Source organism: Nocardia sp. NPDC023852 (genome assembly GCF_040639505.1).
GTDB lineage: Bacteria > Actinomycetota > Actinomycetes > Mycobacteriales > Mycobacteriaceae > Nocardia.
In genome coordinates this window covers 80,738-101,319 of record NZ_JBFAAB010000020.1, presented here as the reverse complement: position 1 = coordinate 101,319, position 20,582 = coordinate 80,738, and the positions used below count along the sequence as shown (strand labels likewise).

At 66.1% G+C, this 20,582-nt stretch carries 20 protein-coding genes and 3 pseudogenes; 15 read left to right on the top strand and 8 right to left on the bottom strand.

Annotated features, from left to right (window positions below; translation table 11 throughout):
• Positions 1-573 precede the first annotated feature (573 nt).
• The gene (locus tag AB0H00_RS23990; protein ID WP_357270040.1) at positions 574-975 is read right to left on the bottom strand and encodes a hypothetical protein; all 402 of its coding nucleotides are present in this window, start codon (positions 973-975) and stop codon (positions 574-576) included.
• Positions 976-1,195: 220 nt separating this feature from the next.
• Between AB0H00_RS23990 and AB0H00_RS23985 the strand changes: the two genes are divergently transcribed.
• The gene (locus AB0H00_RS23985; RefSeq protein WP_357270037.1) at positions 1,196-1,996 is read left to right on the top strand and encodes an alpha/beta fold hydrolase; all 801 of its coding nucleotides are present in this window, start codon (positions 1,196-1,198) and stop codon (positions 1,994-1,996) included.
• Positions 1,997-2,393: 397 nt separating this feature from the next.
• On the opposite strand, the gene AB0H00_RS23980 is transcribed toward AB0H00_RS23985, so the two are convergent.
• Complete coding sequence (locus tag AB0H00_RS23980; protein WP_357270034.1) at positions 2,394-2,861, bottom strand: hypothetical protein; 468 nt, start codon at positions 2,859-2,861, stop codon at positions 2,394-2,396.
• Between the two features lie 181 nt (positions 2,862-3,042).
• Here AB0H00_RS23980 and AB0H00_RS23975 point away from each other — a divergent pair.
• From AB0H00_RS23975 to AB0H00_RS23960, 4 genes and pseudogenes are all read left to right on the top strand, one after another.
• Positions 3,043-4,494: pseudogene (locus tag AB0H00_RS23975) on the top strand (DDE-type integrase/transposase/recombinase); the annotation flags it as partial.
• 153 nt (positions 4,495-4,647) lie between these two features.
• A pseudogene (locus tag AB0H00_RS23970) lies at positions 4,648-4,992 on the top strand (TniB family NTP-binding protein); the annotation flags it as partial.
• A 367-nt stretch (positions 4,993-5,359) separates the two neighbouring features.
• Positions 5,360-5,530 (top strand): hypothetical protein, encoded by a 171-nt coding sequence (locus AB0H00_RS23965; protein WP_357270032.1) that lies wholly within the window; start codon positions 5,360-5,362, stop codon positions 5,528-5,530.
• A 400-nt stretch (positions 5,531-5,930) separates the two neighbouring features.
• Positions 5,931-6,092: a hypothetical protein gene (locus tag AB0H00_RS23960; RefSeq protein ID WP_357270029.1), complete on the top strand. Its 162-nt coding sequence runs from the start codon at positions 5,931-5,933 to the stop codon at positions 6,090-6,092.
• Positions 6,093-6,109: 17 nt separating this feature from the next.
• Here AB0H00_RS23960 and AB0H00_RS23955 read toward each other — a convergent pair whose 3' ends face one another.
• The 6 genes from AB0H00_RS23955 to AB0H00_RS23930 all read right to left on the bottom strand — a co-directional run bounded on the left by AB0H00_RS23955 (position 6,110) and on the right by AB0H00_RS23930 (position 10,539).
• Entirely contained in the window at positions 6,110-6,904 is a 795-nt protein-coding gene (locus AB0H00_RS23955; protein ID WP_357270026.1) for a hypothetical protein, read from the bottom strand.
• A 676-nt stretch (positions 6,905-7,580) separates the two neighbouring features.
• Positions 7,581-7,916, bottom strand: coding sequence for a calmodulin (locus AB0H00_RS23950; protein WP_357270023.1), 336 nt, complete (start codon positions 7,914-7,916; stop codon positions 7,581-7,583).
• Between the two features lie 154 nt (positions 7,917-8,070).
• The gene (locus AB0H00_RS23945) at positions 8,071-9,132 is read right to left on the bottom strand and encodes a MauE/DoxX family redox-associated membrane protein (protein WP_357270020.1); all 1,062 of its coding nucleotides are present in this window, start codon (positions 9,130-9,132) and stop codon (positions 8,071-8,073) included.
• Positions 9,133-9,279: 147 nt separating this feature from the next.
• Positions 9,280-9,471, bottom strand: coding sequence for a DUF6011 domain-containing protein (locus AB0H00_RS23940; protein ID WP_357270017.1), 192 nt, complete (start codon positions 9,469-9,471; stop codon positions 9,280-9,282).
• Between the two features lie 601 nt (positions 9,472-10,072).
• Positions 10,073-10,300, bottom strand: a complete 228-nt coding sequence (locus tag AB0H00_RS23935; RefSeq protein ID WP_357270014.1) for a hypothetical protein — start codon at positions 10,298-10,300, stop codon at positions 10,073-10,075.
• A gap of 68 nt (positions 10,301-10,368) precedes the next feature.
• Entirely contained in the window at positions 10,369-10,539 is a 171-nt protein-coding gene (locus AB0H00_RS23930) for a hypothetical protein (protein WP_357270011.1), read from the bottom strand.
• Positions 10,540-10,867: 328 nt separating this feature from the next.
• On the opposite strand from AB0H00_RS23930, the pseudogene AB0H00_RS23925 reads away from it, so the two are divergent.
• The 10 genes and pseudogenes from AB0H00_RS23925 to dprA all read left to right on the top strand — a co-directional run.
• Positions 10,868-11,115 (top strand): annotated as a pseudogene (locus AB0H00_RS23925) (AMP-binding protein); the annotation flags it as partial.
• A gap of 313 nt (positions 11,116-11,428) precedes the next feature.
• Positions 11,429-13,768: a Tex family protein gene (locus AB0H00_RS23920; RefSeq protein ID WP_357270008.1), complete on the top strand. Its 2,340-nt coding sequence runs from the start codon at positions 11,429-11,431 to the stop codon at positions 13,766-13,768.
• Positions 13,769-13,795: 27 nt separating this feature from the next.
• Positions 13,796-14,719 carry a hypothetical protein gene (locus AB0H00_RS23915; protein ID WP_357270005.1) on the top strand — a complete coding sequence of 308 codons (924 nt, stop codon included), beginning with the start codon at positions 13,796-13,798 and terminating at the stop codon, positions 14,717-14,719.
• A gap of 237 nt (positions 14,720-14,956) precedes the next feature.
• Positions 14,957-15,298, top strand: coding sequence for a 50S ribosomal protein L19 (rplS, locus tag AB0H00_RS23910; RefSeq protein ID WP_011210681.1), 342 nt, complete (start codon positions 14,957-14,959; stop codon positions 15,296-15,298).
• Between the two features lie 104 nt (positions 15,299-15,402).
• The gene (gene lepB, locus AB0H00_RS23905) at positions 15,403-16,152 is read left to right on the top strand and encodes a signal peptidase I (protein WP_357270051.1); all 750 of its coding nucleotides are present in this window, start codon (positions 15,403-15,405) and stop codon (positions 16,150-16,152) included.
• A 50-nt stretch (positions 16,153-16,202) separates the two neighbouring features.
• A complete protein-coding gene (locus AB0H00_RS23900) occupies positions 16,203-16,988 on the top strand; it encodes a ribonuclease HII (RefSeq protein ID WP_357270049.1) in 786 nt (261 codons plus the stop codon).
• 46 nt (positions 16,989-17,034) lie between these two features.
• On the top strand, positions 17,035-17,340 hold the full coding sequence (locus AB0H00_RS23895; protein ID WP_067514125.1) for a DUF2469 domain-containing protein: 306 nt from the start codon (positions 17,035-17,037) through the stop codon (positions 17,338-17,340).
• A 99-nt stretch (positions 17,341-17,439) separates the two neighbouring features.
• Positions 17,440-17,796, top strand: coding sequence for a YraN family protein (locus AB0H00_RS23890; RefSeq protein ID WP_357270002.1), 357 nt, complete (start codon positions 17,440-17,442; stop codon positions 17,794-17,796).
• Positions 17,797-19,305, top strand: coding sequence for a YifB family Mg chelatase-like AAA ATPase (locus AB0H00_RS23885; RefSeq protein ID WP_357269999.1), 1,509 nt, complete (start codon positions 17,797-17,799; stop codon positions 19,303-19,305).
• 119 nt (positions 19,306-19,424) lie between these two features.
• Positions 19,425-20,534 (top strand): DNA-processing protein DprA, encoded by a 1,110-nt coding sequence (dprA, locus tag AB0H00_RS23880; protein ID WP_357269996.1) that lies wholly within the window; start codon positions 19,425-19,427, stop codon positions 20,532-20,534.
• Positions 20,535-20,582 lie beyond the last annotated feature (48 nt).

Here is a 20,582-nt window from a genome sequence, read left to right as displayed (position 1 = left end):
CCGACGAACTCAACGGGCGCCCTCGACAAACTCTCGGATTCCGCACACCATCAGAAGCACTCGAAGAGGTGTTGCGTTGACCGCCTGAGCCCGCACCGCTGGGCGGGCGTTCGCCGCAGCCCGCCAGGCGATGTCGTTGTTCGTGAATACTGCCTTCTGCCGACTGACGGTGCCGTCGAGATTCGTGAACAACTGCCGTCAGAGATGGCGGACAAAACCACCGGCCGCTCCGCCTTGCGCCTCTCCAGCCTTCGTCACGATGCCGGTTGCGCCGGAACCGGACGAGGTTTCACAGCTGGAAGGCCGAAATACCTTGGGTTCCCCGTGAACAACCTTCAGCCACAGTGAACCAACTGCCTTTACGGGGCAAGTTATGGACTTAGCACGACTAAGTGAGGGACACCCCCAATCGGTGCGTCCGGACCGGAGGCAAGCTCTCCCCCGCTGACGGAGAGCGCGGCAGCACCTCGAGACTCGACCGCCACCCCACGCGCAGGCCTCATTTTCGTGCGCGAAACCGGACTCTGCCCTTCTCAGGTCATGCGGTACTTCGCTGTAGCGAGCACCCGGTGGTCACGAGCTTGCCTGACGGCGCTGGCTGAAGAACGGTCGAGCGTCCGGCTTGTCGGCGACGAGCAGGAACAAGTGCAAGTAGAAACTAGTGCCGAGCAGGCTGAACACCGCCCACATGACCAGCAGGGCGATCAGCAGCACGTTCTGGGCGACTGAGCCCTCATCGATCCCCGGCACGGCAGGAATCATCATCACGGCACCCAAGCCGGAGAAAGGGAAGGCGAAGAGGAACACCGCAGCCGACCGTCGTGACCGCCCCACCGTCGAGAATCGGGCGCCCACCAGGAATGCGGCGAAGCTGGAGAACCAGAGCACCATCCCGAGCACGAACAGCGTCATCATGTGCCGAGTATCGAGCACACCACCGACATCGGCGTTCGAATCGGAGTTCTTGTCGCCCAAGCGTTTTCGATCCGACCAACTTCGTGGGCGACCGACAACCCGGGAACCCGTCTCATTACCAAGGTTTCGAGACGCTGCCCGGCATGCCCGCCGCTGTATGCGCCGTGGCCCAGTTCGGGTCCACCGGGTATAGGTCGCTGCGAGCGCGTCACACCCTGTGTCAGGTGGTGTGTCAGGTCGGTGTCAGACCGATATCAGCCGTGCCGGCGAAGGTATTCCCATGAGCAACGCAGCAACTACCACCACCTCGACCACCTCGGCTTGGAGCGGCATGGTGCCGGTCGAGGACACCGCACTGGCAGTGAGCGACACCGGCGGCTCCGGCCGGCCGGTGGTCTACCTCAACGGCGCCTACGCCGACCGGTCGCACTGGAAGAAAGTGATCGCCGACCTCGGCCCCGGCTACCGGCACATCACCTTCGACGAGCGGGCCCGCGGCAAATCCCAGCAATCGGCGGACTACTCCTTCGAAGCATGCCTGCGAGACATCGACGCCGTGCTCGCCGCCAGAGGAGTGGAGGGGCCGATTGTCCTGGTGGGCTGGTCCTACGGCGGGGTGCTGAGCTGGCACTGGGCCGACCGGAATCCGGACCGCGTCCTGGGGGTGGTGACCGTGGATGCCTTCCCGTACGGCCTGACCGGCGAGGAAGGCGCCGAGCGGATCCGCAAGCTGTTCCACAAGATGCGGTTCCTGCTGCCGCTGGCGCGCCCCTTCGGTATGGCCGCGCGGATGAGCGCCGCCCAGCATGCCGAGTCCAATATCGAACTCAACGAGATCGCCGCAGCCAGCGTCCCGGTCCTCGAGCGTGCGACCCGCCCGGTGCGGTTCGTTCTGGCCACCGGAGAAAGCCTCGGCAGTGAGAAGGACGAGATGGAAAAGTGCCGGGCCGTGCTCGACCCGATCATCGCGCACAACCCGAACGTCACGATCAGCGCCAAGGTCGCCAGTAACCACTCCAAGATCCTGCGCAAGGATTCCCCCGCGGTCGCCGACGCTGTCCGCGAGACCGCAGCGATCTGACCACGATCCACCGCCGCCTCGGCACACCCGCCGGACTCGCCCCACAGAATTCTCTCGAGCTTCTGTGGGGTGGCCTGACCTCTGCCCAACAAACGATGCGTTTTTGAACAGAAGAGCCAATAATCATTGCTGGTCAACGATGGTTACCGCGAAGCGTTGTTTGCAAAACACCTTTTTGTGAACATCTGTGCCGGGGTCGTGCGGTGGCCGGGCGTGGCAGTCCGGTCGGGTTGCGGCGACGCCGAGGGTGACGCTGATGAATGCGCAGTGGCGCTCGGCAGACCGGTGTCTCGCCGTCCTTCCGCGGCGCTGCGAGATCTGAGGACCGATCTGTTTCACAGCAGGCCGCTGACAGAATGTGTCGTGTGAGCCGGTTCCGATCTTTGAGCTGAGCCGGTCAGTCCTGCTCGAACAAGTGGTCGTAGCCGATTGCGAAGGCGTAGTCGGAGGGATCGACTACCACCTGGAGCCGGTCACCGATCCGCGGAAGCGGGAGAACGGCCGGTACCTCGCAGTCCGCCTTGAACGCATCGAAACCCGGCCCACTGATACGGACCCGAAGTTCGGCAACGTCCGGATTCTCGCCCCCCTTACGTATTCGGACCGCGACGATCTCCGCCGTCGAAATAACCCCGGCGGCCCGGAACCGCTTCGCGTCCCATCTCTGCCCGTAGGTGGTCACCGCAATGGCGACGCCGATCGGGAAAGTGATGATCGCCGGGCACAACCCATTCCACAGTGAATCACTGGTCAACGCGAGAACAGGCCCCGACAACATCAGACCGGCCGCGATCGAGTAGGTGAACACCTGGGCAACAGGTCCGATGAGTTCGACTTGCCTCGGCTCTCTGTCGCTACCGGACACTTCAACATCATAGTGACGGAAACGCGCCCGGATGGAAGGAGTCCGCCCCGCACCGCACCGTCGTCCCACCAGCGCCTGTACCGCCGGCGGCTATCGCGATCGCGATCGCTTTACTGGTGTTCGTCAATTGATCGTTTCTTGAACACTCCGCCCGAAACGGGCTCCGGCGCGGGAACTGTGAATGTTCGAACTCCTCTGCACTGTTGTCATGGGGATTCGGCTCTGTGTGCAGCTGACTTCGAACATCGGCGTGTCGCGGACTCGGCTGCACTACCGTGCTTTTCGTTCGAACTCGTGTGCACAAGAGGGCTGCGGTATGTCCGAGAATAGGGCCACGGCTGTGGACCGCGGTGTGGTCACCGCGGATGAGTCGCACTGGCAGTCGGCGGTGCGGCGGGCGGAGGTGATCGGTCGCCTCGCGCGCCAGGATCGTGTGAGTGCCGCGGCTGCCGATGAGGCCGGTGCGGAGCTGGGGTTGAAGCGTCGGCAGGTGTTTGCGCTGGTGAAGCGGTGGCGGGCTGGGGATGGTCTGGTCTCGGATCTGCTGCCGGGCATGTCGAGTGGCGGTCGTGGTCGTGAGCGGCCGGCCGATGAGGTGGAAGCGGTCGTGCGGAAGGTGCTGCGGGCGAGGTATCTGACGCGGCAGCGTCGGTCGGTGGCGGTGATCTGTCGCGAGATCACCCACGAGTGCCGGGCCAAGGGCCTGCGCCCGCCGTCACGGTCGGCGGTGGTGCGGCGGATCGGCCGGCTGGACCAGGTGAAGGCGGTCACCGCGCGGGAAGGCTCCGACGCGGCCCGCTCACGGCGGGCGGCGGGTGGTTCCACCCCGCGGGTGGAAGGGCTGCTGGAACGGGTGCAGATAGATCACACCCCGGCGGATGTGATCGTGGTCGATGAGCTGCACCGGATGCCGATCGGCCGGCCGTATGTGACCGCGGCGATCGATGAGGCATCGAAATGTGTTCCGGGACTAGTGATCACCCTGGAGGCGCCGTCGGCGACCTCGGTCGGTTTGTGCCTGGCGCAGATGGCGATCGACAAGCGGGCCTGGCTCGAACGCCTGGGCTTGGATGCGGTGTGGCCGATGAGCGGCAAACCGGTCCAGTTGTATGTCGACAATGCCACCGAGTTCAAGAGTGAGGCCCTGCGCCGCGGCTGCGATCAGCACGGCATCGGCATCGACTACCGGCCGCCGGGCGCCCCGCACTACGGCGGCATCATCGAACGCCTGGTCGGCACCATGATGCGGCTGACCCATGAGCTGCCGGGCACCACGTTCTCCAACCCGCGTGAGCGCCGCGACTACGACAGCGACGCGAAAGCTGCTCTCACGATGACCGAACTACAGCAGTGGATGGCCCTGGCGGTGGCCTGCTATCACGGCGAACCGCACGACGGCCTTGGTGGGCGCACCCCGGCGGGGGTGTGGGCGGACAAGGCCGCCGAGCAGGGAACCCCACCGACGGTGACCAACGAGACCGCGTTCCTGGTCGATTTCCTGCCCGTCATCCGGCGGTCGCTGACCCGCAGTGGATTTCGGCTCGACCACGTCCAATACTATTGCGACGCGCTGAAGCCGCTGATCGCGCGCCGGGAACCTCTCGACAAGTTCGTGTTACGCCGCGACCCGCGCGATATCTCCCGCGCGGCGGGGCGCGGATCCGGTTGTGCCGCCGCCACCCGACGATTCGGTGGCCGGTCCGGTGGCCCCGTTCGAGGTGATCGAGCAGTGGTGAGCGGTGATCCGGCTCTGTCGCATCTGCATCCGTCAGCGCGGGAGATCGCGATGCTGCCGGGCCTGGACCGGTTGCGGTACGTGCCCGGAGACCGGTGGATCGGCTACACCCGTGCCACCGACGCCCTAACCAGGCTGGAAACGCTGCTGGACACGCCCCGCAAGCAGCGGATGCCGAACCTGCTGATCGTCGGCCCGACGAACAACGGCAAGTCGATGATCATCGAGAAGTTCTGCCGCACTCATCCGCCGGTGTCACATCCGGATCGCGAACAGATCCCGGTGCTGACGGTGCAGATGCCTTCCGAGCCGTCGGTGACCTGGTTCTACACCGCGCTACTGGCCACCCTGGGCGCGCCGATGCGAACCCGCGCGCCACGGCTGGCCGATCTCGAGTCTGACGTTTATGACGACGTATTGGAACAGCATGCCGCGGTGTGCTGGATGCGGGCAGTTGGACGACGATGCGAGCAGTGGCCGGCGCTGGTTACGGCAACGGGTTCGGCTGTGCGGTCGCTGCGCCGACCAACAACAGCGGTATCCGAACGACTCATCGGCGTTGCCGATTACCGCCTTCCTCGCCGACATCGCCGCGCTCGATGATGACGACGATTGGGTGCCCGGCTACTCCAGATCCGCACTGGAGAAGGTGTAGTCCGGTGCGACCACCCTCCCGCACCGCAGCCTCACCGAGCTGGCCCGGTTTGTCGCCGGCTTCCATGGCTGGCGTCTGCACGGAGACGAGTTGTGCACGGCGGACGGCTTGATCATCGCCGACCAGCTCGAAATCGCCGCCGACGCCATGGAGGCCATGGACTGGTTCACGCCGGACCGTTCCGGCATCTTCTGGCGCGTGTTCACCGGCGGCCGTCCGTCCGAGACGTGCACCTATCCCAACGCCTTCGCCCTCCGCCGCCAGATCGCGAAGAACTGAGCTGCGGTGCCCGGCGGACGGGTTGGGCGGTTGTCGGCGCCGGCGTTGGTAACAACCGCTCCACGAACACCGCTAGAGTGTCCAGTTTCCTGAACGGCCCGTGGGGTCCAAGTCCGCCGGATTCGGCGCTAGCGTGATCAGCAACGTCCTGAACAGCAGGTTTCCCGGTGGCCAGCCCATTTCTGCGAAAACCGGCGCTAAGCGGTTACCGCGCATAGGTTCCGACTATGTGCGGTTGCTCTTATGCCGACCTGAGGAAACGACCCTTCCCGGGGTGTGACGACTCCGGAAACTATGTGCGGTAGGGCTTACCGCCAGATCTGACGGACTTGGACCCCACGGGCCGGAAAGTCCGCGGCGCGTGCGATAGTCGCCGCCATGGGCGAGGAGATCGCGGTGGGTGACCGCATCGAGTGGTGCAGCGACATCGACGGCCGCCCCGTCGATCCCGAGGCACGGGACGTACACCGGCACCGTCGACAGCGTGCAACGGCATCCGGACGACGCTACCCGGGTGGTGGCGTACACCATCTGCTCGTCCTGGGAGTCCAGTGGATTGTAGAAAGGGTCTTGAACCGACTACTGGTTCCAGGCGGGGCATTGGTTGGGGGAGTACGAGGCGCTGGCCGTCCCGCCCTCCCACTCAGTCATGTCCACGGGATCCCACTGGAGCAGCACGCTGGCGTTGCGAATGCAATTGTCGAAGTCGAGCACGCCGTAGCAACGGCAGATGGAGAGGTCCTGCTGCAGTTGCTCGTACCCTTTGCCTGCCTTGTACATCATCGTCACCTCAGTCCGGACGACGCCGAGGTAGAGATTGCCGCGATAGCGCGACAGGAGCCCGACCTGCTGGTGGCTTTGTTTCTCTGCCTCCCCTTGGTTCTCGAGCGCCAGCTGGCCTATTTTCTTGATGGTCTCCATGACGGCGTTGAAGTTCTCCGGAGTCATGAAGCTCTGGGCCAGGTCCTCCACCGCGTCGACGCCCTTCTCCAGGGACAGCGGGGAGATGAACGTAGAGCGGGTGTCATTTCGGTAGCCTGAGAAAGCCGGCATCGTGGAAAACTTATTGATGTAGTTGTTCCAAGCGACCGGGTCGAAGGCCGTGCTCTCCGGGTTGAAGCCGCTGATGCTCGCGGCCTTGCGCATGAGGGTGGCGGCGACGGACTCCCACGTGCTGAATTTCCTCAGAGGCCCCAGGTCGGGCAGCGAGCTGCCGTCTTCCACCGCTATGTGGCCCACCGCCAGTTCGTCTCTCTCAGAGTCGAACTGCGAAAGCTCGGACATCGTGGCGGCGTCCGGCTTGTGGGAAGGCGTCTGCCACAGCGTGATCTCCACGGCCTCTCGGCGCAGCTGGGATTGACTGATCTCGGTCATGACTCTGCTCCTTGTCTACGGGTGAGGTGCTACACAGCGAGATGAGACGACGTTTGAAGGACTCAGCTGGTCCAGGCAAGGTGGCGAAACGATGTAGCTGTCCGTGGTGGCGACCCGGGCATTCGCGCCCTGGGGACCCTACGCGAGCATCGTGCTGGCGTAGGGAAACAGTTGTTGAGGTCGAGCGCGCCGTAGCCACGGCAGATGGAGAGGTCCTGCTGCAATGCAGCCTAGCCAAGTGTAATCATGCTGGCCGGGACTATCTCTAATTCGGTCGGCTTTACTCTACTTGGAGTCAGTAAGTTCGGGTTCTGATTTCAGCCTGATTCCACCGATTTGGTTTCTGGATGGTCCGCGCGCTTGTGGTGCGGTGATTTCCGACGTCGGTCCGGGATGATCGGGCGCATTCGTGAACGGTGAAAATGGCGTCAGTGGATCGAGGCTTTGCTCGTGGCTGGACCGGCCAGTGGCTGCTGCGGTATCCGGCCAGGGTGTCGATGGAGGTTACGAATGCCCCCGGTCACCACACCTCGATTCCGGTCACCCGACGGTTGGAACCGTCGACAACCCGCGATAGTTGAATGCGCGAGCTCACAACTAGGCGGGTAGCCGGTTGACGGATTCGGCCGGCACCGCGCGGGCCGGCCGAATCTCAAATCGTCGCTCGCTGGTGCCGCTAGGTGACCTCGCGAGTGAGCCGCGACGACCACGGACACCAGAAGCAACCGGGCAGGAAGGCACCACATGCCTCGTCGAGATGATCCTCGACGTAGGAGATGCTGGCGTCGCAGACCTCGATCGCCATGGTGAAGAAGGTGATCGTGTCGGAGTCGAGGTGGAAACTCCAGCCTGGGTTGTAATCGGCCTGCTGTTTCCGGAGACGGCCCATGACGTGGACCGACATCTGCTCCTCGCCGGACAGGATCCGACGAGCTTCCGCAATTCGCTGCTCGTTCGTGAGCCGGATGACGAATTCCTTGCCGGAGTAATCGGTGAATGCGAAGTCCGCCACGGTACTCCCCTCTCGGTAGATTCCGGATGTGGGTGGCTCGCTCCTCTATGGTATGCCTCGCAATTTGCGTCTGTGTCGAAATTCTTTGTGCAACAAAGGAATTTGAGTCATCACCCTGGTTTTCTGACGAGAAAAAGACTCACAGCGAGAGCGACTAGCGACGGTCCAGGACCGGTGACCCGTTTCGGCGCCCGTTTCGATGCCGACCAGCGGTTTTAGCGACCATCAGCAGATCACGGACAGCCATCGCGCCCCGTGCGACGGGCGCCGCCACCTTCCCCTCCGCATCGATCAACACCGCCGACGGGGTACCTCGCACCCGGTACCGCAACGCCGCCTCATTGCCCTGCTGTACCAGGACCGGAATATCAACCAACCCCTGTTCCCGACCCCACGCGGCATGTTCGACGACATCCCCGTTCCCGACCATCACAATGCTCAGTACCTCGGCGGTACGGGCATGCCAACGCGGCAGTTCCCGCGCCAGCGCGGCACAGAGTTCACAGCCGGGGTGTACGAACACCATCAGGAGCTGGCGACCGGAGTCCAGCAGCGCCTCCAGACTCGTCCGGCCGCCCGCTATGTCCGGAAGCTCGAACTCTGGCGCCACCGCGCCCACCGGAAGCCCCTCAGCGCCGAGTGTCGACAATGCCTGCTCGTCCAACCGCCGACGCAGTACCCCCAGCTGTCCGGCCAGCCACCCCAGCGCCGCGGACAACACCATCACGACCGACAGCGCGACCGCATGATCCGCGGGCAGGTCAGCGGGCACCTGCGGATGGGCGAGGCCACCCCATCCGACGAATACCGCGATCAGCGCAATCACTCCATTGCGCACAATCGACCGCACCCCGATCGGTGCCGAGTTCGACGCGCCGAAACAAGAGCAGGCGGGCCGTTTCCCTTGACGGAGCAGCCGGATCATCGCCAGTGTGAAAACCACCAGCAATGCCAGCGCCAGCACGGCGGCGGCAACCGCGGTCCACGGCGGCAACACCGCCACGGCCACAACCATCTCCACCGCCGGTAGACCCCACGCCATCACCGGCACCCACCAGATCGGAAGACCGAACTCACCCAGCGCCGTCCGCGTCCCGGACCGATCCGTCAACTTCCCCCACGCCGACAGCCCGAAGACAACCGCAACTACCAGCCTCGACAACCACACCCCATAATCGATCAGCATGCCCGCACCATCCCACACCGGCGCCGACATGGCTGACCAAACTACGGCCGTGTCCAGAAGCTCACCCGCCAGCGAACCCCACGGCCCCGGAATCTCCCTGGCGAGTTCCGGGTCCGTCGACTATCCCAGATCAGTCCTCACCGGATGCCGGGCCACTGCTGCGGATTCGCGGTCGTTTCATGCTGCGATGTCGAACAAGGTCAGCTCTCGGGGCTGTTGTGAAGCGGTGGCTCGCAGTTCGGCGCGCTCGCGGATCGCGCAGGTAGGTCCGATGCCTTGGGTGACCGATGTAGGTGATACCAGCCAGCCGCGACAGCGGCGGCAATGCACGACAAGTCTCACCACGGGCTGGTCGTCGGTCTCGGCCATGTCCTTCTCCTCCGGCCGGGGCAGGTATGTCAGAAGCGTGACACGACCTACCGACAACGAATCGAGGCCCAGGAGCCGTTCAGCGAGTCCGCGGCTTCAGCAGCCGCCGCCACCGGGGAACCGACCGAACCGCAGTCGCGACCGGATCGCTGACTGTCTCGGCGCGGGTTTCGGTGACCGGCCGTTGGGCCCAGGGCCCGGTCTTGGTGGCGCGGATGGACCCTTCGCCTAGGACACGAGTCGCGATCGTCCAGACCGCCGGCGGATCCTCCAGTGCGGTCTCGTCGACGAGACCTGATCAACCTTCGCAACGAAGCACTCACGAAAGTCCGCAACGCTCTCCACCGCGCGAAGGTCGACCGCGACGTCACCGAACACGCCGCCGCGCGGCAACGTTGGGAAGACGAGCGCAACGACCGACTGCAGGACATAGACCGGGAGCTGCAAGCTGCCGAACATGAGCGAGAAGCCCGAAACCAGCAACCATCCCGGCCCATACCTGGTCACGCCTTCGAGGGGCTGACCAGGTCACAGCGCGAGCGAAACCGGGATATCGGCTACGAGCGATGGCCGCTACTGCGCGGCTGTCTCGGGTGGGCGGTCATGGGTTCTTGCCTTCGCTGACTGGTTGACCGTCTTTGTCGAACCAGTGGCCCGTTTTCGGGTCTCGGGTCCAGCCCTCGAATTCGGTGCCCTCCAGGTCGTCGGAGAACCGGCCACCGAAACCAGGCGATGTCCCTTCGGGTGCTGGTCCGGCCTTGCGGATGGTTTCGTCGAATTGATCGAGGCGCGCGGCCCGCCGTGCGATCTCCTCCGGGGAGATCGTCAACCCAGCTGTTCGGCTTCTTCGGCGGTGTAGAAGAGCTTGCCTCCGACTTTTTCTGGCATGAGTTCCTCCTAGATCTCGAACATCCGGATGATGATTCGGCCCGTCGCCGGATCGGGGGTTTTGCTGTGGACATAGAAGTTCGTCCCCGACGAAAACAGGACCTCGTCCGGAGTCCCATATTGGCTGTAGTCACGGCCGGTCTTGCTGTCGATCCGGAACTCGACCTTCGAGTTGTCCACAATGAAGTCGTTCGCGCCTCGCGGGTTGGTGCTCGCGGAGGTGAACCCGAGTTCTGTGGTGGGCTTTCCCTCGACATAGCGGCCAGCTGTTCGTCGGTGAGGTTGGTGTGCCGGACCAGCGGCCCTTCGTGGGCGGGTAGCTTGCTCAGCGCCTGGTTGAGGGCGTCTATCTGGCGTGCTGCTCGGGGGTCACAGTGCCTTCCCGTAAGACGGCGGTCAGAGACTCGGAGCGGGAAGTGCTCGGGCCTTACCTCAGTATTGCCGCGTCCTCAGCGCTCAGCGATGGTCGCGGTGGGTCCGCTTTCGGTTTGAGTCGCCCGCCGACACCATAGGCGGCGATCTCGATCGCGCGGTCGCTGCGTTCCGGAGCGAGAAGCGCTGGTGGACAGTCCGGCTGGGCGCCGATGGGCCCATGGTGAACTCGGCGCCGCGATCGACGCCCTGGCCTTGCGGCCTGGTCGCGAAGGGCATCGGCAAGGCGGATCGGGTCGGCATCTGGGCGCCGAACTGCGCGGAATGTTCCTCGTGCAGTACGCGACGGCGAAGATCGGCGCGATCCTGGTCAACATCAACCCGGTCAGCGATCCTCGCGTCATCGGACAAGCACACGTCGCATTCGGCAAGCGACAACGGATTTCCCGCACAACATCGGTAACTCATCGGGTGCGCCCCAGAAGTCAGCCGGTCACGGCACCGCCGGACCGCAGCGGAATGTTTGCTGTACCCACGACTGGCAAGAGAGGCGGAGAGGCGGAGGAGCGGTAGTGTCTCGGGCGTGACGACAGCGCCCGAGACCGCCAGTGCAGTGTCGAACCCCGCCCTGCTCCCTCCCTCGTCCGACTCACCTCCTCCCGCGACGCTCCGCGTCGAAACCGCGAGCACAGCCAGCGTGAACCATCGCATCGCCGACGAGCTGGCGGTACGCGAGACCCAGGTGCGTGCCGCCGTCGAGCTGCTCGACGGCGGCTCGACCGTGCCGTTCATCGCGCGGTACCGGAAAGAGGTCACCGGCGGTCTCGACGACGCGCAGCTGCGCCTGCTCGATGAGCGCCTGCATTATCTTCGTGAACTCGACGAGCGCAGGGCCGCCATCCTCGAATCGATCCGCGGCCAAGGCAAACTCGATGACGCGCTGCACCAGCAGATCATGCTGGCCGAGACCAAGGCCCGGCTCGAGGACATCTATCTGCCGTACAAGCCGAAGCGTCGCACCAAGGCTCAGATCGCGCGCGAGGCGGGGCACGAGCCGGTGGCCGACGCTCTGATCAACGACCCGGCCACCGATCCGGCGCAGTACACCACCGAGCAGCTGGACGGCGCGCGCGCGATCCTGGTCGAGCGTTTCGCCGAGGACGCCGACCTGGTCGGCGAGCTGCGTGAGCTGATGTGGAACCGCGGCCAGGTCACCTCGACCGTGCGCCCGGGCAAGGAGGAGGTGGGTGCGAAGTTCGCCGACTACTTCGAGTTCAGCGAGCCGTTCACCAAGCTGCCCTCGCACCGCATCCTCGCACTGCTGCGCGGTGAGAAAGAGGAGGTGCTCACCCTGCACCTCGAGCCGGAGACCGAGGAGCCCGAGCCGGGTGAACGTACCGTCTATGAAGGCCGCATCGCGGTTCGCTTCGGCATCGCCGACAGGAGCCGCCCTGCCGACTCCTGGCTGCTGGACACTGTGCGCTGGGCCTGGCGTACGAAACTCCAAGTGAGTCTTGGCATCGACACCAGGATGCGGTTGCGGCAAGCGGCGGAGAAGGATGCGGTCGACGTGTTCGCCGCGAACCTGCGCGACTTGCTGCTCGCCGCACCCGCGGGCACCCGCACGACCATGGGCCTCGATCCCGGCTACCGCACGGGCGTGAAGGTCGCGGTGGTCGACGCCACCGGCAAGGTGGTTGCCACCGAGGTGATCTATCCGCACAAGCCGCAGGGCCAGACCGAGAAGTCGCTCGCGGTGCTCGGCGCGCTGGTCGCCAGGTTCGGTGTCGAGCTCATCGCCATCGGAAATGGCACCGCCTCGCGTGAAACGGATGCCCTTGCCATCGAACTGATCTCCCGTATTCCGGAGAACAAGCCGACCAAGATCGTGGTGTCCGAGGCGGGCGCCTCGGTGTACTCCGCCTCGGCCTACGCCTCACAGGAGCTGCCCGACCTGGACGTGTCGCTGCGCGGTGCGGTGTCGATCGCACGGCGCCTGCAGGACCCGCTGGCCGAGCTGGTGAAGATCGACCCGAAGTCCATCGGTGTCGGCCAGTACCAGCACGACGTGTCCGAGACCCTGCTGGCCCGCTCGCTGGGTGCGGTGGTCGAGGACGCGGTGAACGCGGTCGGCGTCGACGTGAACACAGCCTCGGTGCCGCTGCTGTCCCGGGTGTCCGGCATCGGCGGTTCGGTGGCGGAGAGCATTGTGGCGCACCGGGATCAGAACGGACCCTTCCACAGCCGGACCGCGCTGCTGGACGTGCCCCGCCTCGGTCCCAAGGCGTTCGAGCAGTGCGCGGGCTTCCTGCGCATCCGCGGCGGTGACGACCCGCTGGACACCTCCGCGGTGCACCCCGAGGCGTATCCGGTGGTGCGGCGCATCCTCGAGTCGACCGGCCGCGGTGTCGCGGAGGTCATCGGCAACACCACCGTGCTGCGCTCGTTGCGCGCCGGCGACTTCACCGACGAACGCTTCGGTGTCCCCACCGTCACCGATATCATCGCCGAGCTGGAGAAGCCGGGCCGCGACCCGCGTCCGGAATTCAAGACCGCGGAGTTCGCCGCCGGAGTGGAGAAGGTTGCCGACCTGAAGCCGGGCATGGTGCTCGAGGGTGTGGTCACGAACGTGGCCGCGTTCGGCGCGTTCGTCGACGTCGGCGTGCACCAGGACGGGCTCGTGCACGTCTCCGCGATGTCGCACAACTTCGTGAAGGACCCGCGCGAGGTGGTCAAGTCCGGCGACGTGGTCAAGGTGAAGGTGCTCGAGGTCGATGTCGCGCGGCAGCGAATCGGCCTGACGCTGCGCTTGGACGACGAGCCCGGCGCGCCCGCGAAGGGTGGCGACAACCGTCAGCGCGGCCAGGGCGGCCGACCCGCCGGCGGCGAGCCGCGGCAGCGGCAGAATGGTCAGAACAAGCAGCAAGGCCAAGATCGCAATCAGGGGCAGGGACGCGGCGGCAATCAGCGTCGTAGCGCTCCCGCGCCCAGCGGTGCGATGGCGGACGCGTTGCGTAGGGCAGGTTTCGGCCAGTAGTCGGTGATCGGGAGGAAGTAGGCGGCCATGCGACGGTGGCTCGATGAGGATGTGATCGACCAAGGCCGGTTGCCCCTGCTGTGCTTGCTCCTCGGGTTCATCGTCGGCTTCCTGGTCATCCGCCTCAGCGTGCGGCTGATCCGCGCGCGGGTGCGCTGGTGGCCGGGGAACCTCCGGGCGGGTGACACCCACATCCACCACATGGTGTTCGGGGTGATCCTGGTGCTGGCGTCCGGCATCGGCATGGTCACCGTGTACCAGAGTGCGAACACGGCGACGGCCGGGTTGCTGGCCGCCGCCTTCGGCGTCGGTGCCGCGCTGGTCCTCGACGAGTTCGCGCTGATCTTCTACCTGCGCGACGTGTACTGGGAGAAACAGGGGCGCACCTCAGTGGACGCGGTGTTCGTCGCGCTCGCGGTGACAGGGTTGCTCTTGCTGGGTTTTCACCCGCTCTGGCTGCTGGATATCAACGACTTCCGGCACGATGCCGGCATCGAGGCTCGGACCTTCGTCGTCGTGTTCGCGGTGGTGAACTTGGCGCTGGCCGCCATCGTCATCGTCAAGGGCAAGATCTGGACCGGCCTGTTCGGCATGTTCTTCCTGCCGCTGCTGTTCGTCGGCGCGCTGCGACTGAGCCGCCCTGGCGCACCGTGGGCGCGCTGGCGCTACACCGACCGCAGACGCCTGATGTACCGGTCCATCGTCCGGGAACGCCGCTACCGCCGTCCGGTGATCCGCGCCAAGATCTTCGTGCAGGACATGATCGCGGGGAAACCGGACGTAGAGCACGTCCGCACGGCCGCGGAGGCGGAACTCGCCCGGACGGTGGTGTCCGCGCCACCGGCTCCACATCATCACCACCACTCGCTCTGGCACGCCGACCACGGCACGCTCGACTCGTCGTCCGCACCGCACACGCAGGACGCGGTGTCCGGTGAACCGAACCGCTGACCGGGCCTGGTGCGACCGAGCGCGAACGACTCGCCGCACGCGAAGCGCTGGGCGTAGCCTGACGTAGGTGAGCCCGACCTCGGTGGGCCGATTTTTCCGTGCCCGTGCCGATCTGGCACAATGAGCAGGCTGCCCTGGGTTTTTCGTCCCGGCGCACCCCTTAATCGGAGCATGAACCGGCCGAGCACACCCAGTGCCGCCAGGTTCCTCTGTTCGCGCGAAACCAGAAGGATGGAAATGAACACCCTTGACTTCGTCGACGAGAAGTCGCTGCGCAGCGACGTCCCCGACTTCCGACCGGGCGACACGCTGAATGTGCACGTGAAGGTCATCGAAGGCTCGAAGGAGCGCATCCAGGTCTTCAAGGGCGTCGTGATCCGCCGCCAGGGTGGTGGCATCCGCGAGACCTTCACGGTCCGTAAGGTGTCGTTCGGTGTCGGCGTGGAGCGCACCTTCCCGGTGCACAGCCCGAACATCGACCACATCGATGTCGTGACCCGCGGTGACGTCCGCCGTGCCAAGCTGTACTACCTGCGCGACCTTCGTGGTAAGGCCGCCAAGATCAAAGAAAAGCGCTGAGCTAGCTTTTCGGCACGACAGATCTTCTTTAGCCCGGCACCGGACCTCTGTCAGGATGCCGGGCTAATCTGTTCGGCGTGGCAGACGAAAGTGGGTCGGTATCGGTGTCCGAATCGGGCGAAGCGGGGGGACGCCGCACCAAGCGGCGAGTGAAGAAGAAGCAGCGGCCGTTCTGGCAGGAGTTGCCGATCCTCGTCGTGATCGCCGCGGTGATCGCCGCGCTGATGGTCACCTTCGTCGGCAGGCCGTACGTGATTCCGTCGGAGTCGATGGAAACCACCCTGCACGGGTGCGCCGGATGCACCGGTGACCGCATCTACGTGCAGAAACTGAGCTACTACTGGGGCGACCCGAAGCCCGGTGACGTGGTCGTGTTCGTCGGCCCGTCCTCGTGGAACAACCTTTACAAGTCGATCCGCTCGGACAACCCGGCCATCCGCGGCGTGCAGAACTTCTTCTCCTTCTTCGGCCTGGTGCCGCCGGACGAGAACGATCTGGTCAAGCGTGTGATCGCGGTCGGAGGCCAGACCGTGCAGTGCTGTGACGCACAGGGGCGGGTCATGGTCGACGGCAAACCGCTGGACGAGCCGTACGCCCGCTACATCTACCCGTACGTGCCGGGCCAGCCCTACAGCTCCGGCGGCGGGCGCGAGTTCAAGACCGTGAAGGTCCCCGAGGGGCATCTGTGGGTGATGGGCGACAACCGCAACCAGTCCGCCGACTCCCGCGCCCACATCACCGACGAACTGCAGGGCACCGTCCCCGTCGACAACGTCCGGGGCAAGGCTGTGTTCAAGATCTGGCCGCCCGGCCGGATCGGACCGGTGCGCTCGCAGGATCCCCAGACGAATTGATCCGCCTGCGTGCGCAGCATAATTGGACGGTGGGGCAAGTTCGAGTGCCGATAGGGAACGGGTGGCCGCCGCGCGTGGTGATGCGCAGGGCAGGTGGCTTGCGCACGCTGGAGGCCGCATTGATTCGCAGCGGTCTGGGGCCCGTCGCAGGGGTGGACGAGGCGGGCCGTGGACCCTGCGCGGGACCGCTGGTGGTGGCCGCGTGCCTGCTCGCCCCGAAGGCTTATGACAAGCTGGCCGGGCTCGACGACTCCAAGAAACTCACCGAGGCCACCCGCGAGGAGTTGTACCCGGTGATCACGCGGCTGGCGCTGGCCTACGAGGTCGTTGTCGTCCCAGCCTGGGAGATCGACTCGATCGGCATCCACGTCGCCAATATCGAGGGCATGCGCCGCGCCGTCGCCGGGCTCGGCAGGCCCCCAGGCTACGTGCTCACCGACGGGTTCCGGGTGCCCGGCCTCCCAGTGCCCTCGCTGCCGGTGATCGGCGGCGACGCGACAGCGGCCTGTATCGCAGCGGCCAGCATCCTGGCGAAGGTCACCAGGGACCGCATGATGGTCGATCTCGACGAGCGGATGCCCGGCTACGGGTTCGCGGTGCACAAGGGGTACAACACGCCCGAGCATATCGCCGCGCTGAACCGCCTCGGACCGTGCAGCGAGCACCGCCGGTCCTGGCGCAACGTACGCGAGGCAGCGGGGTTGCGGCCGGTCGCGGCGGCCGCCGTCGACGCCGATGCGGTGCTCGGGGGTGGCCTCGACGAGGCGCTGTCCGAAGAGTTCCAGAACGGGCGTACGGGTAGCCGAGTGGCTACCGACGCCGCCCATGCGAGATGATGTCAACACACGACGCAGTGCGGCGAGAAGGAGGACGTCCCACCCGATGAGTGCCGAGGACCTCGAGAAGTACGAAACCGAGATGGAACTCTCGCTGTATCGCGAGTACAAAGACATCGTCGGTCAGTTTTCGTACGTGGTGGAGACCGAGCGCCGCTTCTACCTGGCCAATACCGTCGAGCTGCGGCCACAGAACGCGGACGGCGAGGTGTATTTCGAGGTGCGGATGAGCGACGCGTGGGTGTGGGACATGTATCGGCCGGCCCGCTTCGTCAAGCACGTCCGGGTGATCACCTTCAAGGACGTCAACATCGAGGAGCTGGAGAAGCCGGACCTGCGGCTGCCGGAGTGACGATCGATAGTTCCGCACAGGCGGGCAGTTATCAACAGGTTTTGTGTTTACACAGGTCGGCGCCCCTGACCTGATTTCTTCCCGGAGCAGTCTGGCGGGGTGACAGACAAACAGATGCTCGGCGCGCATGGGGAAGAGTTGGCGGCAGAGTTTCTCCGCGCCGCGGGGATGGAGATCGTCGCCAGGAACTGGCGGTGCCGGTACGGCGAGCTGGATCTGATCGTACGCGACCGGGACGTGACCGCGTTCGTGGAAGTAAAGACCCGTTCCGGCCTCGGCTTCGGTACCCCGGCCGAGTCGGTCACCTTCACCAAGCGGCAGCGCATTCGACGGCTCGCCTTGCTGTGGCTGGCGGAGCAGGGCGGTCCCTGGCGGCGTATCCGGTTCGACGTGGTATCCGTGCTGGTGACGCGCGGGCACCAGCCGGTGATCGACCACCTGGAGGCGGTGTTCTGAATGGCACTCGGTCGAGCGCATTCCGTCGCGGTCGCCGGCGTCGACGGCCTGCTGGTCGAGATCGAGGCTGATATCGGGCAGGGTCTGCCATCCGTACACCTGGTTGGTCTGCCGGATACCGCATTGCAAGAATCCCGCGACCGAGTGCGGTCCGCGGTGGCGAACTCGGGAGAGAAGTGGCCGGACGGCAGGGTGATCCTCGCCCTCTCACCGGCCACCTTGCCGAAGATCGGCAGCGTGTACGACTTGGCGCTGGCGGTCGCGGTGCTCGACGCGTCCGGCGCCGTCCCCGCCGAGCGGCTCGCGAAGACGGTGCTACTCGGCGAACTCGCGCTGGACGGTCGGGTGCGGCGAGTGCGTGGCATTCTCCCTGCCGTGATCGCTGCGCGGCGGGCGGGTTGGTCGGCCGTCGTGGTCCCGGAACCGGCCATGGCCGAGGCCGGGCTGGTCGCCGGCATCGAGGTCTTCGGGGCGAGCAGCCTGCGCGCGGTGGTGGCCTGGCTGCGCGGTGAAGCGATGCTCGCCGAACCGAACGGCGCCCCGCCCGACACCGTTCGTCATGGCGGCGACCTCAGCGAGGTGGTGGGGCAAGACGAGGCGCGCTGGGCGCTGGAGGTGGCCGCGGCGGGCGGGCACCACCTGTTGCTGACCGGCCCGCCCGGAATCGGAAAAACCATGTTGGCACAACGCCTTCCCGGCCTGTTGCCGCCGCTCACGGAGACCGAGGCGCTGGAGGTGACCGCGATCCATTCGATGGCGGGCATGCTCTCCGGCGAGCATCCGCTGGTCACGGCGCCACCGTTCGTCGCTCCGCACCACTCGACGTCGGTGACCGCGATGATCGGCGGTGGTTCGGGGACCGCCCGTCCCGGCGCGGTGAGCCGAGCCCACCGAGGTGTGCTGTTCCTCGACGAATGCGCCGAGATCGGCACAAAGGTGCTCGAGGCCATGCGAACACCGTTGGAGGAAGGGGAAGTACGGATCGCTCGGCGCGACGGCGTGGCGCGGTACCCGGCCCGATTCCAGCTCGTCCTCGCCGCGAATCCGTGCCCGTGCGCCCCTGCCCGCGAGGTCGACTGCATCTGCGCGCCGCTCGCTCGCCGCCGCTACCTCGGCAAGCTGTCCGGCCCGCTGATGGACCGGATCGACATCTGGGTGCAGATGCACGGGCAGTCCGGAGCCGCGTTCAGCACCGAGGAGGCCGAGAGCAGCGAGGTGGTCCGCGGCAGGGTAGCGGTCGCCCGCCGCGCCGCCGCCGAGCGCTGGCGCGATTACGGATGGCTCACGAACGCCGAAGTCCCGGGCCATATCCTGCGTCAACGATTCCGCCTGCCGCGGGAATCGCTCGTTCCGGTCGAGGGTGCCTTGCGTCTCGGTCGGATGTCGGCTCGTGGCGCCGACCGCGCGATCCGTGTCGCGTGGACCATCTGCGACCTGCGTGGCGGTGAGCGTCCGTCGGCGCAGGATGTGCTGGCTGCATTGAACTTCCGACAGCGGGGTGCGCAATGAGTGCGGCACCGTTGGATGGGAAGGGCACTGCGGTTGACGCGACGGCCGGAGGGATTCGAATATCGGGAGGCTGTTCTCGCCCGGCCTCTGGCGAAGCGGATGCGCGGAGGTTGGCGTGGGTGTATCTGTCGCGGGTGGTGCAAGGGCCGTCTGCGCCGCTGTCGGCGTTGATCGAGTCGGCCGGGGTGGTCGAGGCGGCACGCGCCGTGCGGGAGTGTGCGTTGCCCGAGTCGTTGCGCGGGCCGACGGCGCAGCGGCGTGAGATCGATGTCGCCGCGCGGGATCTGGAGTCGATCGAGCGTATCGGTGGACGAGTGGTCACGCCGGACGACCCGGAGTGGCCGGCGTGGCGCATGCTCGGTCTCGGGCAGCTCGAACCGGGCCGGGATCGTGACGGGGCCGTGCCGCTCGTGCTGTGGGCGCGGGGCCCACGCTCGCTGTTGGAGTCGAGCGAACACGCTCTGGCGGTGGTGGGCGCGCGGTGCAGCACCGGCTACGGCAACCGGGTCACTGGGGAAATCGCCGGCGATCTCGCCGCGCAAGGCTGGACCATCGTGTCGGGGGCGGCCTTCGGAATCGACAGCATGGCACATCGGGCGGCGCTCGCGGTCGAGGGCTCGACGATTGCGGTGCTGGCGTGCGGCATCGACCGTCCCTACCCGGCCCAGCACGAGCGGCTTCTGGCCGATATCGCGGAGTCCGGCCTGGTGGTCAGCGAGTATCCGCCCGGGGTCACCGCGCACAAGCATCAATTCCTGGCTCGCAACCGCCTGATCGCAGCCCTCGCCGACGGCGTGCTGGTCGTCGAGGCGGGCCTGCGCAGCGGCGCCCGCAACACCGTCAAATGGGCACGCCGACTGAGCCGCCCGGCTTTGGCGGTGCCCGGCCCGGTCACTTCCGTCGCCTCCGTGGGCTGTCACCGCATGATTCGCGATGGTGAAGCCCTCCTGGTCACCTGCGCCGAGGAGGTCGTCGACGAGGCGGGTCCGCTCCGACTACCTCTCCCCGGTGCTGCGGGGCCGACCGACAACCCGGAGGACGGTCTCACCGGGGATGAGGCCCTGGTCTTCGCCGCACTTCCCGGGGTGGGCTCTCGGGTGCCGCTCGAGCTGGCCCAGCAGTGCGGGTTGCCTCTTCCCGCGGTCCGTGCAGCCCTGCCCGCCCTCGAACTGGCGGGCCTGGTCACCGTCGACGAAAGCGGTTGGCGCCGAGCGGGGCACCGGAGATGACTTTTCGGCGTGGTGGCTTGCCAAATCGGGGTGGTCGTCGGGACGGTG